Origin of the sequence: Treponema paraluiscuniculi Cuniculi A (assembly GCF_000217655.1) — a bacterium.
GTDB lineage: Bacteria > Spirochaetota > Spirochaetia > Treponematales > Treponemataceae > Treponema > Treponema pallidum.
In genome coordinates, this window is record NC_015714.1 from 280,001 (window position 1) to 295,534 (window position 15,534).

12 protein-coding genes and 2 rRNA genes (1 of these 14 running past the window's edge) are annotated in these 15,534 nt (G+C 53.1%); 8 read left to right on the forward strand and 6 right to left on the reverse strand.

Annotated features, from left to right (window positions below):
- From TPCCA_RS01345 to TPCCA_RS01370, 6 genes are all read left to right on the forward strand, one after another.
- Positions 1 to 1,871 (forward strand): 23S ribosomal RNA (locus tag TPCCA_RS01345); it begins 1,082 nt to the left of the window's first position.
- 48 nt (positions 1,872 to 1,919) lie between these two features.
- Positions 1,920 to 2,030 (forward strand): 5S ribosomal RNA (gene rrf, locus TPCCA_RS01350).
- A 57-nt stretch (positions 2,031 to 2,087) separates the two neighbouring features.
- Entirely contained in the window at positions 2,088 to 2,453 is a 366-nt protein-coding gene (locus TPCCA_RS01355) for a bactofilin family protein (RefSeq protein ID WP_013944941.1), read from the forward strand.
- On the forward strand, positions 2,450 to 3,103 hold the full coding sequence (locus TPCCA_RS01360) for a tetratricopeptide repeat protein (RefSeq protein WP_013944942.1): 654 nt from the start codon (positions 2,450 to 2,452) through the stop codon (positions 3,101 to 3,103). The genes TPCCA_RS01355 and TPCCA_RS01360 overlap by 4 nt, the downstream gene beginning before the upstream one ends.
- A gap of 9 nt (positions 3,104 to 3,112) precedes the next feature.
- Positions 3,113 to 4,561, forward strand: a complete 1,449-nt coding sequence (gene mtaB / locus TPCCA_RS01365) for a tRNA (N(6)-L-threonylcarbamoyladenosine(37)-C(2))-methylthiotransferase MtaB (protein ID WP_013944943.1) — start codon at positions 3,113 to 3,115, stop codon at positions 4,559 to 4,561.
- Entirely contained in the window at positions 4,545 to 6,071 is a 1,527-nt protein-coding gene (locus TPCCA_RS01370) for a CCA tRNA nucleotidyltransferase (protein WP_013944944.1), read from the forward strand. The genes mtaB and TPCCA_RS01370 overlap by 17 nt, the downstream gene beginning before the upstream one ends.
- Here TPCCA_RS01370 and TPCCA_RS01375 read toward each other — a convergent pair.
- Positions 6,068 to 7,042, reverse strand: a complete 975-nt coding sequence (locus TPCCA_RS01375; protein WP_013944945.1) for a ParB/RepB/Spo0J family partition protein — start codon at positions 7,040 to 7,042, stop codon at positions 6,068 to 6,070. The two genes, TPCCA_RS01370 and TPCCA_RS01375, sit on opposite strands and share 4 nt — an antisense overlap.
- Entirely contained in the window at positions 7,029 to 7,790 is a 762-nt protein-coding gene (locus TPCCA_RS01380) for a ParA family protein (RefSeq protein WP_013944946.1), read from the reverse strand. The genes TPCCA_RS01375 and TPCCA_RS01380 overlap by 14 nt, the downstream gene beginning before the upstream one ends.
- A gap of 132 nt (positions 7,791 to 7,922) precedes the next feature.
- Here TPCCA_RS01380 and TPCCA_RS01385 point away from each other — a divergent pair, with 132 nt between their 5' ends.
- Positions 7,923 to 8,714: a hypothetical protein gene (locus tag TPCCA_RS01385; protein WP_013944947.1), complete on the forward strand. Its 792-nt coding sequence runs from the start codon at positions 7,923 to 7,925 to the stop codon at positions 8,712 to 8,714.
- Between the two features lie 37 nt (positions 8,715 to 8,751).
- On the opposite strand, the gene TPCCA_RS01390 is transcribed toward TPCCA_RS01385, so the two are convergent.
- The 4 genes from TPCCA_RS01390 to TPCCA_RS01405 all read right to left on the reverse strand — a co-directional run bounded on the left by TPCCA_RS01390 (position 8,752) and on the right by TPCCA_RS01405 (position 12,583).
- Positions 8,752 to 9,252 (reverse strand): deoxycytidylate deaminase, encoded by a 501-nt coding sequence (locus tag TPCCA_RS01390; protein ID WP_013944948.1) that lies wholly within the window; start codon positions 9,250 to 9,252, stop codon positions 8,752 to 8,754.
- 88 nt (positions 9,253 to 9,340) lie between these two features.
- Positions 9,341 to 10,090: a WecB/TagA/CpsF family glycosyltransferase gene (locus TPCCA_RS01395; protein WP_013944949.1), complete on the reverse strand. Its 750-nt coding sequence runs from the start codon at positions 10,088 to 10,090 to the stop codon at positions 9,341 to 9,343.
- Entirely contained in the window at positions 10,069 to 10,908 is an 840-nt protein-coding gene (locus TPCCA_RS01400) for a 16S rRNA (uracil(1498)-N(3))-methyltransferase (protein WP_013944950.1), read from the reverse strand. Before TPCCA_RS01400 ends, TPCCA_RS01395 begins: the two co-directional genes overlap by 22 nt.
- A gap of 214 nt (positions 10,909 to 11,122) precedes the next feature.
- Positions 11,123 to 12,583 (reverse strand): S41 family peptidase, encoded by a 1,461-nt coding sequence (locus TPCCA_RS01405; protein ID WP_245522170.1) that lies wholly within the window; start codon positions 12,581 to 12,583, stop codon positions 11,123 to 11,125.
- A 190-nt stretch (positions 12,584 to 12,773) separates the two neighbouring features.
- On the opposite strand from TPCCA_RS01405, the gene rpsA reads away from it, so the two are divergent.
- Entirely contained in the window at positions 12,774 to 15,374 is a 2,601-nt protein-coding gene (rpsA, locus tag TPCCA_RS01410) for a 30S ribosomal protein S1 (protein WP_013944952.1), read from the forward strand.
- The last annotated feature ends 160 nt before the right edge of the window (positions 15,375 to 15,534 follow it).

A 15,534-nucleotide genomic window follows, 5' to 3' on the forward strand; every position in this document is an offset into this window, starting at 1 on the left:
AATGAAGTGTGAGTACCTGGACAGCCAGGAGGTTGGCTTAGAAGCAGCCATTCCTTGAAAGAGTGCGTAATAGCTCACTGGTCGAGTACGCATGCGCAGATAATGTATCGGGGCTAAGCGGTATACCGAAGCTACGGGTCTTGCATTTTTGGTGCAAGGCGGTAGGGGAGCATTCCATGTACTGATGAAGGAATATCCGGGAGGAGTTCTGGAGGGGATGGAAGAGAGAATGCAGGTATAAGTACACGAAAAGGAGGGTGAGATTCCTTCCCGCCGAAGACCTAAGGTTTCCTGGGTGAAGGTCATCTGCTCAGGGTAAGTCGGCCCCTAAGGCGAGGACGAGGGTCGTAGTCGATGGGAATCCGGTTTATATTCCGGAACCTCTTGCAATTTCGATGGCAGGACGCGTGAGGTGAAGCCCGGCCAAAGATTGGTAGTTTTGGTCTAAGTATCCGAGCCGTTTTAGGAGCGATAGGCAAATCCGTCGTTCGAGGTAAGGTGCGAGTGCGACTGGAGCGATGAGCGAAGGGAAGCAGGTGTAGTCATGGCGACGGGAAATACTGTCTAAGGTTAGGTTGCAAGAGACCGTACCGCAAACCGACACAGGTAGGTAGGATGAGTAATCTAAGGCGCTCGAGAGAACTCGCGTCAAGGAACTCGGCAAAATACACACGTAACCTCGGGAGAAGTGTGACCCTTGCCTTTGGTGAGGGTGGCAGAAAGCAGGTCCAGGCGACTGTTTATCAAAAACATAGCCATCTGCAAATCAGTAATGAGACGTATAGGTGGTGACACCTGCCCGGTGCTGGAAGGTTAAGAGGAGAGGTTCGTGGTAACACAACGCTTTGAATTGAAGCCCCAGTAAACGGCGGCCGTAACTATAACGGTCCTAAGGTAGCGAAATTCCTTGTCGGGTAAGTTCCGACCCGCACGAATGGTGTAACGACTCTGGACACTGTCTCGACGCGAGACTCGGTGAAATTTATGTACCGGTAAAGAAGCCGGTTACCCATAGTTAGACGGAAAGACCCCGTGAACCTTCACCGTAGCTTACTATTGGAACTTGGTTTACCATGTGTAGTATAGGTGGGAGACAGAGAAGCTTGGCCGTCAGGTTAGGCGGAGTCAACAGTGAAATACCACCCTTGGTACGTCAGGTTTCTAACCTTTGGCCGTGGATCCGGCAAAGGGACCGTGGTAGGTGGGCGGTTTGACTGGGGCGGTCGCCTCCTAAAAGGTAACGGAGGTGCGCGAAGGTCTCCTCACACCGGTTGGAAATCGGTGCGCGAGTGTAAAGGCACAAGGAGGCTTAACTGCGAGACCGACAGGTCGAGCAGATACGAAAGTAGGTCTTAGTGATCTGGCGGTAGCGTGTGGAAGCGCCGTCACTTAACGGATAAAAGGTACTCCGGGGATAACAGGCTGATTTTCCCCAAGAGTTCACATCGACGGGAAAGTTTGGCACCTCGATGTCGGCTCATCGCATCCTGGGGCTGAAGCAGGTCCCAAGGGTTTGGCTGTTCGCCAATTAAAGCGGTACGTGAGCTGGGTTCAGAACGTCGCGAGACAGTTCGGTCCCTATCTGCTATGGGCGTTGGATATGTGAGAGGAGCTGCTTTTAGTACGAGAGGACCGAAGTGGACGAACCTCTGGTGTACCAGTTATCCTGCCAAGGGTACGTGCTGGGTAGCTATGTTCGGAAGGGATAACCGCTGAAGGCATCTAAGTGGGAAGCCCGCCTCAAGATTACATATCCCTGAAGGTTGACCTTCCTGAAGACTCCTTGCACACTACAAGGTCGATAGGCTGGAGGTCTACGTACCGTAAGGTATTAAGCCGACCAGTACTAATAAGTCGTGAGGCTTGACCATATTATTCATCCTTCTCCTTCACCCTACCCCTTTGCGTAAAATATTTTGCCTGGTTGCCATGGTGGAGAGGTCATACCCGTTCCCATCCCGAACACGGAAGTCAAGCTCTCCTACGCCGATGATACTGCTCATTCGCGGGAAAGTAGGTAGTAGCCAGGCTCCCCTTTGCCCATCACTCGCTTGACAAAATATTATCCGAAACCTTAAAGTCCGCAGGTGGCTTCGGCGCGTTCGTTTGACCTGGTAGATTTGGATGATGAGGATTACGGTACTATCCTTGCTGAGGATGTTGAGTTTTCAGGGACGGTTCGCTTTGAAGAGCCCTTCATGGTACGTGGTGTTTTTGAAGGGAGCATCGAGTCCTCGGGTGATCTTATGGTTGAGGAGCAGGCGCGTGTTCGCGCTGAGATAGTTGCAGATCGTGTTGTCATTAAGGGAGAAGTAATCGGGAACGTCACGGCTATGTCTGTTGTTCGCGTCTTCCCATGTGGGAGGTTGATAGGGGATGTTACCGCGCCAGAAGTTGTGCTTGAGAGTGGGTGCTTTTTCAGTGGCGTGTGTAGTATGCCCGAATCGGGTTGATCGGTTTCCCTTGCAGAGGGGTAGCTCTCTTGGTCGCTAGGTTTCTTTTGCCCGTTGTGTTCTGTTTCGTGTGTAGGAGGCTCTGTTCGCAGCAGTCTGGTCTTGCTTTCTACCGGGCGGGTAGTTACCGTGAGGCGATTAGATGCTGCGAGGAAGCTATCGCACAGGGGTCTAAGGACCTTGAGCATTATCTCGTGCTTGCCTGGGCGCTTGTTGCGGTTGGGAAGTACCATGAGGCTGCCCAGTGGGCCCTCGAGGGGCGCGCCGTTGCCGCCCATGATCCTCGCCTCATAGAGGCGCAGGCGGAGGCTTTCTGCCACTTGGGGAGAAATGAAGAAGCGCTTAGGTTGTTTCAAGACTACATTGCGTGTGCCCCGAATGGAGCGCGGCAGACCGCCGCGTATTATCTTATGGGGGAGATTTACCTGCGCACTTCGCGCTTCTTGCACGCAGATATCGCTTTTTCCGTCGCGCTCCAGTTAGATTCGCTTAACGATTTCTGGTGGGCCCGCTTGGGCTATGCACGCGAGCGCGCGGGGGACTATCGCTATGCGTTACAGGCCTACGACCGAGCGCTCCAGCTGAATAGAGATCTGGCTGATGCTCGCCGGGGCAGGGAGCGGGTGCTGAGGTACGTGTTCCGTAGGTAGGTTTTCTTCGTGTTTTCCGTTCGCATCGAGACGCTTGGCTGTCGTCTGAATCATGTCGAGTCTGAGTCGCTGGCAGCGCTCTTCTTGCAGGAGGGCTTTGCAGTATGCCGTGGCAATACCTCCACTGCCCCAGTGGTTCTGTGTGTGATCAACACCTGCACGGTCACAAGTAAGGCAGAGCAAAAGGCGCGGCGCCTCGTTCGTCTCCTGTTGCGCACATATCCTACTGCAATAGCGCTTGTCACTGGATGTTATGCGCAGCTTGAGTCTGCTTCTCTTGAAGCCATGGATGATCGTGTCCTTGCTTTTCCAGGAAAACAAAAAGATGTCCTCAGCCTTCTGCCCTCGTGTCTCCGTGCGTTACTTGTGCAGCGTGGTCCTGCGCCGATAGATCAGTATGTATGCGGTATGCGTGCGCTGCTCGCTTCTTTGAAGAAAAAAATTATTTCTTTGGAACTAACGTCTGAGTTTCCATCGCAGACGCATATGCCCACAAGGAATGCCCTTCCTCAGTTAACTGGTGTGTCTCATGCGCCGCGCGTTTCTGTATCTTCGTTTTCAGAACCTACAGCCGTTCCCCGTTTTGCTTTGTATGCCCCTCGTTTTTTGTTCCACTCACGCGCAAGCATTAAGGTGCAGGACGGTTGTAACAGTGGATGCGCTTTTTGTCGCATTCGTTTTGCACGCGGTCGCGCTGTATCACTTGAAACACACGAGGTAATTGGGCGGGTGCAGGCCCTTGAAGCTCGTGGTATGAGCGAGGTTGTACTTACAGGAGTGAACTTGTCTCAGTATAGAAGTGGCAGTATAGATTTTGCGGGTTTATTAGAGTTGATTGTGCAGGAAACGCATACGATTCATATTAGAATTTCGAGTTTGTACCCAGAAAGCGTAACATCTGCTTTTTTGCGTGCTATTGCGCACACGCGCGTGTCGCCTCATTTTCATTTATCGGTTCAGTCGGGCAGTGATCGCGTGTTACGACGCATGCGACGCGCTTACACACGTGCGGACATTTATCAGGCAGTTTCCGATTTACGGAGTGTGCGTGAAGAACCCTTTTTAGGTTGTGACATAATCGTCGGCTTTCCAGGGGAAACAGAGGAAGATTTTGCAGACACCCAGCGTATGTGCAAAACTTTGCGTTTTGCAGGTATCCATGTATTTCCGTTTTCTGCACGCCCCGGTACAGAGGCGTTTGCTATGGATGCAAAAGTGCCTCAGCGTATTGCAGGAGAACGCGTTGCTGCAATGCAGCAACTGGCAGAGAAAAACTACCGTGCGTATTTGGAATATTGGAATGGGAGGGAACTATGTGCGGTAGTAGAACAGTCCGTCGCACGCGTTTTGACAGAAAATTATTTGAGCCTCCCAATCATTGAACGGGGTGGCGTCGCTGCCTCAGCAGGATCACACGTAAGGATTAGAGTTCATAACGGGGGTGCTATCCTCTTGTGAGTTTCTGATTCGCAGTGGAGATTCATTGTTGTTAGAAAAAAACGAGCATGCAGTAGAGCGTGAGGAAGGGTCTGTGCGCGTGTTTCCTGTCTGTCCGCTGCTGCGTGAAGTGAGTGAGCGTTTCATCCGTGCAGGATTTTGCATTTATGTTGTCGGGGGTGCTGTGCGTGACTTTCTCCTGAACCGCAGTGCTCATGATTGGGATCTTGCAACTGACGCTCCCCCTGAGCGTGTGCGTATGCTTTTTAGACGCACGGTTCCTACTGGTATTGAACACGGCACTGTTACAATTCTTTTCAGAGGGCATTCTATTGAGTGCACTACGTTCCGTGTTGAGTCAGATTATTCCGATAGGAGACATCCGGATTCTGTTTGCTTTGCAGCGCGCATTGAGGACGATTTGGCAAGGCGTGACTTCACTGTCAATGCTTTCGCTGCCGCGCTCCCCTCGGGGGAAATCATCGACGTGTGTGGCGGTTACGCCGATTTGCGTAACGGTCTTATCTGTAGCGTTGGGGATGCACATGCTAGATTTTCTGAAGATGCGTTGCGTCCTTTGCGTGCTGTGCGTTTTGCAGCGCAGTTATCTTTTTCCATCGAAGCGCGCACGCGTGAAGCAATTATCGCGCTACGCGCTCATACTGCACGTATTTCTCGTGAGCGGGTGCGTGATGAACTTTCTAAGATGCTTTGTACTCCCCGTCCGAGTATTGCGCTCCGCCTAATGGAAGAGACTGGATTGCTGCACACACTTTTTCCTGCGCTGGCGCAGGTGTGTGGGAGAAATGAAGGGGAGGAGAAGGAGACGCAGGACAGTCTGCAGGTTTCACCGCAGCAACGACGTGACGCTCGCACCTTTGCTGCGTGCGCGTTTGCTGCGTGCGATCGGGTGCCTGCAGAGCTTGCGGTCCGCCTTGCAGCACTTCTCTTTCCGCTGGCTCACTATCGTACGCTTCCTGCTTCAGGAACGGGGGCAGCGTTGTTTATATGTCCTCCTGCACTTGCTGAAGCGCGCGAGCTTTTGCGTGGCCTGAAGTACCCGAATTACCTGACGGCACAGGTGTGTCACTTGGTTGCACACGCGCGTTTTACTCCACACGAATGTTGGTCTGAAGGAACGCTCCGTCGTTTCGTTGTGACGGTAGGTACTACTCAGCTAGAATCGCTGTGTGTCCTGCGGCGTGCCTATCTTGCTGATGACGATTACCGCATATCTGCTCAGCCTGGAGTGTCCTGCGAGAATGCGCGGGAAGGAAAAAAAATGCAGGAACAATTTGAAATATTCGTAACACGCGTGCGCAGGGTCGCCGCACAATTGCCTGTGCACGGCATACGCGACCTTGTGGTGAACGGACGCGACTTGATAGCGCAGGGCATTCCTCCAGGTCCCACCATAGGGCACATTCTGAACGCACTGTTTGATATGGTCCTCATGCAACCGTCGCGCAACACGCGTCCGCAGCTTTTGGAACATGCGCAGGAGATTGTGCGCACCATGGCGCAGAATTAGTGCGCCTTGAGCAACCCGTAGAGTCTTTCTAATTCTGCTTGGGAGAAATACGTGATCTCAATTCTCCCCCGTTGTAAATTCCCACTGATGCGCACCTTGGTTCCCAGTTGTTCCAACAATTGCTGTTCAATGTCTGCGATGTCTGCGTTACGTATGCGCGCATTTAATTGCGCATCCGTCGATAGGGAAGAAGGAGGAAGGCGGGTGATGTCTGTAGCAGAACCGACGGGTGAAGGGGAAGACGCCGCCGTGTGCGCGCGAGCTCCAGCGTAATCGTGCAAACTTCCGCCACGATTAAGACATGCAACGCACTCCTCTGCGGCACGTACAGACAACGCATGGGTAACTACATACTGAGCAACGCTTACACACAACTGCATGTCGGTGAGTGACAGAAGTGCGCGCGCATGCCCTGCGCTCAGCGTTCGAGACGAAAGCAACTGCTGAACTTCAGGAGGCAGTTTTAAAAGACGCAGCGCATTGGTAATGGTACTGCGGTTTTTTCCAACCCGCTGTGCGAGCTCTTCATGACTTAAATTACCCAGATCCATGATATGTTGATAGGCGCGCGCCTCTTCCAGGGGATTCAGGTTTTCTCGCTGAACATTTTCAATGAGCGCGATGGCAAGCTTTTTTTCATGATCGCAGGTGCGCACGATAACAGGTATCCGATTCAACCCCGCAAGGATGGCAGCGCGTGTTCTACGCTCCCCCGCGATAATGACCCAGCTTCCGTCCTGGTTTTTTTCCGCAAGGACTGGCTGGATTACCCCGTGCTCACGAATAGACGCGGCAAGCTCCTCGAGAGATTCCTGCGCAAAGGTGCGACGCGCCTGATGTGGATTCGCCTGCAGCAGCGTGGGATCAAGATAGTGTACAGTCTGCACACCGTCTGAATCACGAACATCGTATCGATCTGAGCTTTCTTGCAGCAGCGCGTCAATACCTTTGCCTAATTTATCTTTGCCCATCGCGTGCCACTATTTCCCGTGCAAGCTTCTCATAACTCCGTGCCCCTGCGCACTGTGCATCGTAAGAACTAATGGGTAACCCGTGCGAAGGGGCTTCGGATAACTTTACGTTGCGAGGAATGATAGTATTGAACACCTTGTCCCCAAAATAGGTTGTCACTTGCTTAACCACTTCTTGCGCCAGCTTAGTTCTAGTATCATACATGGTAAAGAAGATGCCTCCGATCGAAAGCGCGGTATTCAGACCACTTTGTACACGCTTTACCGTCTGCAGTAAGAGTGTGAGGCCTTCAAGTGCAAAATACTCACACTGCAATGGGATGAACACCTCGTTTGCCGCTGCAAGTCCATTCAATGTGAGGATACCCAGCGAGGGCGGACAATCAATCAGGATAAAGTCGTACGTGTCTTTTACTTCTGCCAATATCTTTTTAAGGTAGAGCTCGCGGTCTTGTTCATCTACTAGTTCCACCGTCGCGCCAGAAAGATCGATGGAAGCGGGGATAGCAAAAAGGTTACGCACTGGTGTAGTGCGCAGCACGCTGTTGATGCGTGCCTTACCTGCAAGAAGATCATACACGGTCAACCCTCTAGCTAAGCCGAGACCCGAGGACATGTTCCCTTGAGGATCAAAATCAACGAGCAAGGTTTTCTTTCCTGCAAGCGCTAAATACGCACCCAAGTTAATGGCAGAGGTTGTCTTACCCACCCCTCCCTTTTGATTTACGAACACCAAGGTTTTACCCATGGTGCCGGAGTGTACTCCACTTTCTAAATAAATAAAAGGACTTCGAAAGCGCGTCTGAATGGGAAGCTATGCGATGGGGTAAATCCTGGTAAGGAGATACGGTGTGCAAAAGCTAGAGTGATACGATGAACTGTGCTATCTTACGCGGAGGTGATCCTTTTTCTTATAAAAAAACATTGCATTGATTGTGGTGAAGCGTTTTTCGGTATTGTAGTGCTCAATGCGTTGTGTCTTGCAGGGGTAGGGTACAGTCTGTTATGGCACCAAGGGCCTGGTCGGAGCGTGTTGTTTGTCTTAGTACTGGCTACGCTGTACGCATGTCTGTGCGCGTTCTGTGTCGTTCGCGGAGAACGGGGATGTGATACTCTGGCAGATACGAATCTACGCGTCTTCACACACGCACTGCGCGAGGTGTGGCTCCAGAGCCTGTGGTGTGCACTGCTACAGTGTGTGTTGTTTCGAACTGGAAAATACGTGTGTACATATTACTTTGCACGCACGCATTCTGTATCTACCGCGTGCGGTATACTCAGTGCCTGGACATACGCGCTCGCGTGCGGTGCACTCCTGTGGTTTGTGCCGGTGCGTGCACGCTACAGAACGCATTTTCGCCAATGCGTATATCTCTCGGCACGAGTATTTTTTGAGCACCCGTGTATTACCTTCCTTATGGTTTTGTACAGCATGGGTGTGCTCGCGCTGAGTGTACCAATGGCTTTTTTGTTTCCAGGACCGTGCGGTATTGTGCTTCTGTGGCAGGATGTGCTGCGCACGCTCTGTTTTCGTCGTGCATGGCTTGCTGCACACGAGGGGCGCAAGGCGGCGTGCGCACCGCCTATTCCCTGGGAGCAGCTCATGTGCCAGATGCGTGCACAATCCCGCGCGCACACCGTCGGCGAGCTCTTCTCTCCGTGGAAATCGTAATGTTCATTGTGTTCGAGAGAAATAACAACCCCGCAGTCTATGAGGGGGTGCCGTACTCAGCAGGATTTTGGTATATGTGCTCAAGCGCGATCTGTGCTTGTGCAAACAGCATGATACTTTCTGTCGCAGTCTGATAACGCTTCTCAGCAACGACACGCACAATGCCGCAGTTAATGATGAGCATTGCACAGGTGCGGCACGGTGTCATGGTACAGTAGAGTGTTGCGCCCTCTAGACCGATGCCCAAACGCGCTGCCTGGCAGAGGGCGTTTTGCTCTGCGTGCACGGTGCGAACGCAATGCCGCGTGCACGTCCCGTCTTCATGCTGCACCGTGCGTAGCTGGTGTCCATGTTCGTCACAATGCAGGAGACCTCGCGGTGCGCCTGCATACCCAGTTACAAGCAGATGGTGATCGCGCGCTATGACGCAGCCTGCGCGTCCGCGATCGCAGGTGGCACGCTTGGCAATTGCATGACACACTTCCATAAAATACTCATCCCAACTCGGTCGCGTAACCAACTCCTCACGTTGTCCCATTATCGTATGCTCCCTTTTTCCCTTAAAGATGCACATGCCCTTGTGCTGCGGTGCGCAGCACACTCTGGCGGGTGAGTTTAAACATCGCTCACTTCGTGCGGAATATACGGTAGAAAAGCAAGAGAAAGATATACCATACGTATCGCACGCTCCTGTGCCAGCGCAATGGATGCAGTGTTTGTCCCCAGGGACTGCGTCCGTGTAACAGTTCTTTTGCGCGTGGTCGTTTGCGCCGTTTTGAGAAAATGTCGATAACCTCGCTGTCTTGCACAAAAATGCCACCGGCGAAGTGTGCGCGATTGCGCGCAATCCATCGTACGCCTCCTGGTACCCCATTGCCGACAATTACCAGCGATGCGTTGGATTTTACAATTGCCGTGATAATGTTGTTTTCTAACGTCTTACGATAAAAGCCGTGAAATCGACCTACCACGCTCAGTCCGGGAAAGGTAGAATGCACGTTACGCTCCGCCTCGAGCAGACTCTGTCCCCGACCGCCGAACAAGTAGAGTGATTTGTAGTGCGTGTCCATAACGTTGAGCAAGGTGATGATGAATTGAAACGGGTGCCGAAAGATAGGTGTCGGCAATCCCAAAAAGCGTGCACCGCGCACAATACTGTAGGATGTGGGCAGACACAACGCTGCGCGGTCTACCATGGTGCGGAACTCGTGATTATGCCGTGCCTTTAGCACGTCCCAGAGAGAAAGAAATATAATGTGCTGCGGCTCTTTTTTTTCTAACAGGGAGAGAATGACGGTGCACAGATACTCTTCACGCACCACATCAAGGGGTACGGAAAGGAACTCAATGCGCGTTACCAGCTGCGTTTGTTCCATAGTGCTGCCTCACTAAGAAGGAGATGTGCGCCTGCAAGAGCATAGAGCGCGGCCGTTTCTACGCGCAGCACATTCGTGCGAAAGTGCAGGGGTGCAAAGTGCGCGTCATGAAGCGTGCACTCTTCTGTATCAGAAAAACCGCCTTCAGCGCCTACTGCAAGTATAACCGCCTGCGCGCACACATCCGGCGTGTTGTGCGGCGCATTTGGCTCTGTGGGTGTACGGTACGCGGTGCAGTGTGTAGAACGTCCTGTCCAAAGCAGTTCGTGAAAGGAACCTCCCACGTGTTTTTCACTGCAATAGATACGCACTGCAGAAGGATAAGGAAATTCCTGCTCGAGCATATGCAGTGCGCCAAGGAGGCTGTGGAGCGTGTCCACACGGGTGTTCACGGCAGAACCAGACTGTTGACGCGCTTCCCGCACGATGCGCTGCAAGCGTGCATGCTGGGTGTCTTTTTCATCGCGGATGAGTGAACGTTCTCCTCGAATCGGTATGATGCGCGCAGTTCCAAGTTCTGTCGCATGCCGAACGATCGCGTCAAAGACGCGCGCGCGGGGCATCCACTGAAGCAACACAAGCGTTACCTGCGTTTTCTCATCCACCGGGGGCATGGGCGTGCAGTGGAGGATTAGTGAACGCGTATGTATGTCGAGAGCGGATACTACTGCGCTGTACTGCGCACCGGCCTGCGTACGCAGGGTGAATGTATCCCCCACGCGTGCGCGTCGAACACGCACCATGTAATGAAAATCCTTGCCTGAAAGCTGCACATACCCGCCGGAATCCGGTTCTGCAGTTATCAGCAATTGTTTCATAATGTCCACGCGCTGAGCGCGCCGGACGCCGTGCGACAACACCACCGTAAGGAACTTCTCTCACCGTAAACCCTATACATATCTAAAAGTAGTGCGGCGCCGAGCACGCACAGTCTGGCTCCCACAGCCTGGGCAGCGGGACTGACCTGATAAGGGCCACACTCACCAAGTCTTTGCAAGGGGTATAAGGGCGCACGCGTAGCGAACTGGACGTTCAAGATACCTTCTTTTTTTCCTGTATTCCCTCTTGTAATTCTTTGACCGTTTTAGTACGCGCCACCAGCGCGTGAATATCCTGTGTGCGTATCAACTCCACCGCCCTTCGCAGTTGTTCATCATATTCTAAGTCATATACAAAAGACGCATTGTGCCGGTGATACTCCTGTGCGATGAGCTTTTCCACCAGTATTGATCGGAGTTTAAATTCGCGTGCCAGGCCACGTGCATACTGTTTTATGCGTTCGGAGTTCATGGTACGGTTCTGCTCTGCAAAGAGTTTCACTTTTTCAGACTTAAATAGACTGACAAGTGCCTCTTCTTCCTCGGGAGTAAACTCTGTTTCTCGTACCTCGAGGTCCGGCGGAATGCCGCTCTTATCGATATTTGCGTCGCTTGGGGTGTAGTAGCGTGAGATAGTCATTTTCAAACTCTCCCGTTCATTGAGGTCAAAGACTTGCTGCACGACTCCCTTTCCGTATGTGGTTTGGCCGACCAGATATGCGCGCTTGTGGTCTTTTAGCGCACCTGAAACGATTTCTGAAGCGGACGCAGAATCCCTGTTGATGAGAACAATCACAGGCATAGACGGAGGTAGCTTCTGCGCACGTGCGTTAACGCTGAACGTTATGGAGTGTCCCTGCACGCGTGACTTAGTGGTTACAACGGTTCCGGAGGGAATGAATGAGCTGGTAACGTCCACTGCGGCGGTGATAAGGCCTCCCGGATTGTTGCGCAGGTCGAGAATGAGACGGTCGCAACCTTGCCTACGCAGTTCGGTAACGGTTTCTACCATGCGGGTAGCGGTGACTGGGTTGAACTCTATGAGGCGCACGTACGCGATGTTTGGATCGATTTTTGCGTACTTAACAGTGGGAATTTCAATTTTCGCACGGGTGAGGGTGAATGGTCGGAAAATCTTTGTACCCCGTTTGACAACAAGAGTCACCTTGGTGCCTATCGGCCCCCGTAGTTTCTTTAAAACCTCATCCATAGTCATGGTGTCAGTGCTCATGGCGCCGATTTTGACGATGAGGTCCCTCGGTCTGATTCCTCCTTTCCAGGAAGGAGTGTCTTCAATGGCGGCGGTCACTTCCACGTAGGCGGGTTTGCCCGGAGTGGATGTTCTGGACTTAGAAATGACAACGCCGATGCCGCCAAAGAAACCCTTGGTAGTGTCTTGGAGATTAACGCCGCTGATGCTGTCGCTTTCGACGAAGGTTGTGTAAGGGTCCTGAAGAGAGTTAATCATGCCTTCTAGTGCCCCCTTGTAGAGGATGTGGGGGTCTACCTCGTCGACGTAGTATTTGCGGAGGAATTCGTAGACATCCTGCACCGTCTGCATGCGCTCGTCTTCCTCGGAAGACTGTGGCAAATAAGCGGCAGTCCATGTGGGGAAGGGAGCTGCGCTGGTGATCAGACAACAGACGAGGAGCGCAAACAGTCTCAGAACACTCATGGGCGGATGATGGAATGCGTGCCCGTCCGTGTCAAGAATCTGCGTTGGACAGTTTCCTTTCCATGCGATTAGACGGAGGAGGGCACTGGGGGAGGTGCAGGCGCGTTCCAGACCCGCTCTGGGGGAGGAGCAGGATATAGCGTGACTTCCGTTTTCTGCCCTGTACTTCCCTTCTTCGTTTTTCACCCCTGTGCATGGGGGGGAGGGAGAGAGAGAGAGAGAGAGAAGTTTCGTTCATCCTCGCACCCGTTGCGTTGCGGTGCGTGCAAGGACTGTGCTACAGTGCCGGCCGATGAGGACCGTGATCATCGCTCTTGATGGACCTGCAGGCTCTGGGAAGAGCAGCGTCTGTCGTCTGCTCGCGTCTCGCCTTGGCGCGCAATGTTTGAACACGGGTTCTTTCTACCGTGCATTTACCCTCGCCGCATTGCGTAGGGTATCGGAGTTGGCCGTGCAAGCGTGCTCTCCTTCTCCGGACCCTGATGCGGCGGTCGGGTGCGCGGCTATTCCACACGCAACAAATCTGGACACATCATATGCTCCTCTGACGGCCCAGAAGAAGGTTGCACTTTTTGATGAAGCGTATTGGGTTTCGTTTGCGCGCACAGTTGCGCTTTCTTATCGTGCGGGTGTGATGTACGTGGGCGAAGAGAACGTGGAGTCACTGTTGCGTTCGGATGAGGTGGAATCGGCAGTCTCGTACTTCGCGGCAATGCCGGCTATTCGGGCAATTATGACGGGGAAGATCCGGTCGGCCGTTTGTGGTGCGCGGGTGGTTTGTGAAGGGCGTGATCTAACGACGGTTGTGTTTGTGGATGCGGACTTGAAGTGCTACCTTGACGCTTCTATTGAGGCGCGTGTGGCGCGTCGTTGGGCGCAGGGAACGAGCCGGTTATCGAAGCAGGAACTCGAGCAGCGCATGCGCGCGCGTGACGCGCACGACAGGGCGCGCACCGTGGGGGGGCTCAGGTGTGCGCCTGATGCGCTGTACGTGGATACTTCTTGCTTGACCATTGAGGAGGTTTGTGAAAGAATCGCGCGCGAGGCGCACCGCAGAGCTTTGTGGGGAGGAGAGCGTTCAGTGGAAAATCAGGAGGGGAAGGGTACACCATTGGTGCCGCGGCAGCTGCAGGAGCGGTATTCGTTTGAGGCTCCGGAACCTGGTTCTGTTAGGATGGGGACGGTGGTTCAGGTTAATGCGGGGACGGTGTTTGTAGACATCGGGGGAAAATCTGAAGGGCGTGTTCCAGTGGAGGAGTTTGAGGCGCCGCCGAAGGCAGGGGATGGCGTTCGGGTGTATGTGGAGCGCGTGACGCCTTATGGCCCTGAGCTTTCCAAGACGAAGGCCGATCGCTTGGGTTTGAAAGTTAAGTTGCGTGATGCGGAGCGAGACGGGACTCCGGTTGAGGGGAGGATCGTCCGTCTAACGGAAAAGAAGAGTGGTTTTGAAGTGGACTTGGGTGCGGGGATGATGGCCTTTTTACCTATCAGCCAGTCGGACTGTCAGAAAGTCGACGAGCCTGAGAGTCTCATTGGGCTTACGTCTAAGTTCTATATCGAGCGTATATCCCAAAGCAAACAGCATCGCGGCAACGACAACATTGTCATTAATCGACGCCGGTATTTGGAGGAGCGTGCGCGGCAGGCGCGCGAGGAGTTCTTCAATTCGGTTCATATTGAAGATTCCGTATCCGGAGTGGTTAAGAGCTTTACGAGTTTTGGCGCTTTCATTGACTTGGGCGGTTTCGATGGCCTCCTGCATGTGAATGACATGAGCTGGGGGCACGTGGCGCGGCCGCGCGAGTTTGTGAAGAAAGGGCAAACCATTGAGTTGAAGGTTATCCGCCTGGATCAGGCGGAGAAGCGTATCAATTTGTCCCTGAAGCATTTTCAGCCGGATCCGTGGCTTGAGTTTGAAAACAAGTTCGGCGTGAATGATGTGGTCAAGGGGCGTGTAACGAAAATCGCTGATTTCGGTGCGTTCATTGAACTTGCTGAGGGTATCGAGGGGCTTGCGCATATTAGTGAGTTCAGCTGGGTAAAGAAAACGAGTAAACCCAGTGACATGGTTAAAATTGGGGATGAAGTGGAGTGTATGATCCTCGGGTATGATATCCAGGCGGGGCGGGTGTCTCTGGGGCTTAAGCAGGTAACGGCGAATCCTTGGGAGGAAATAGAGGCTCGTTATCCTGTGGGTGCGCGCTTTACGCGCCGTATCGTAAAGGTTACGAACGCAGGTGCTTTCATTGAAATGGAAGAGGGAATAGACGGCTTTTTGCACGTCGATGATCTGTCCTGGGTTAAGCGGACGCGTCCTGCAGACCATGAGCTTGAGGTAGGTAAAGAAATCGAGTGTATGGTTATCGAGTGTGATCCGCAAGCGCGCCGTATTCGGCTTGGTGTTAAGCAGTTGAGCGACGATCCGTGGCAGGTGTTTGCGAACGCCTATGGGGTAGGGTCTACCGTGGAGGGGGAAGTATCTTCCGTGACGGATTTTGGGATTTTTGTGCGTGTTCCCGGTGGCGTTGAGGGGCTTGTTCGCAAGCAGCATCTGGTTGAGAATCGGGATGGGGATCCGGATGAAGCGCTAAGGAAATACGCAGTGGGGGACCGGGTCAAGGCAGTGATCGTAGATATGAACGTGAAGGACAGGAAGGTTGCTTTTTCTGTTAGAGACTATCAAAGAAAGGTACAGCGTGACGAGCTTTCTCGGTATATGTCCGCCCCGCGGGGGGAGGACGAAGGCTCGTTTACGCTCGGTGATTTGATGAGGCAGACGTCTGGAAAGTGAGTGGGTCGGTGTGTTGCGCGTGTGATACGCGGTTCTTTCGGGCGCAGTGGGTTGGCTGCGGTTTTGGTGGCTCCTCCTCGGTTGTTGTGGGTGCTGCTCCGCAGGGTCTTTTGCGTGTGAGGTAGGTGCCCGAGCCTCCGTGTGTGTCTTGCGGTAGTTC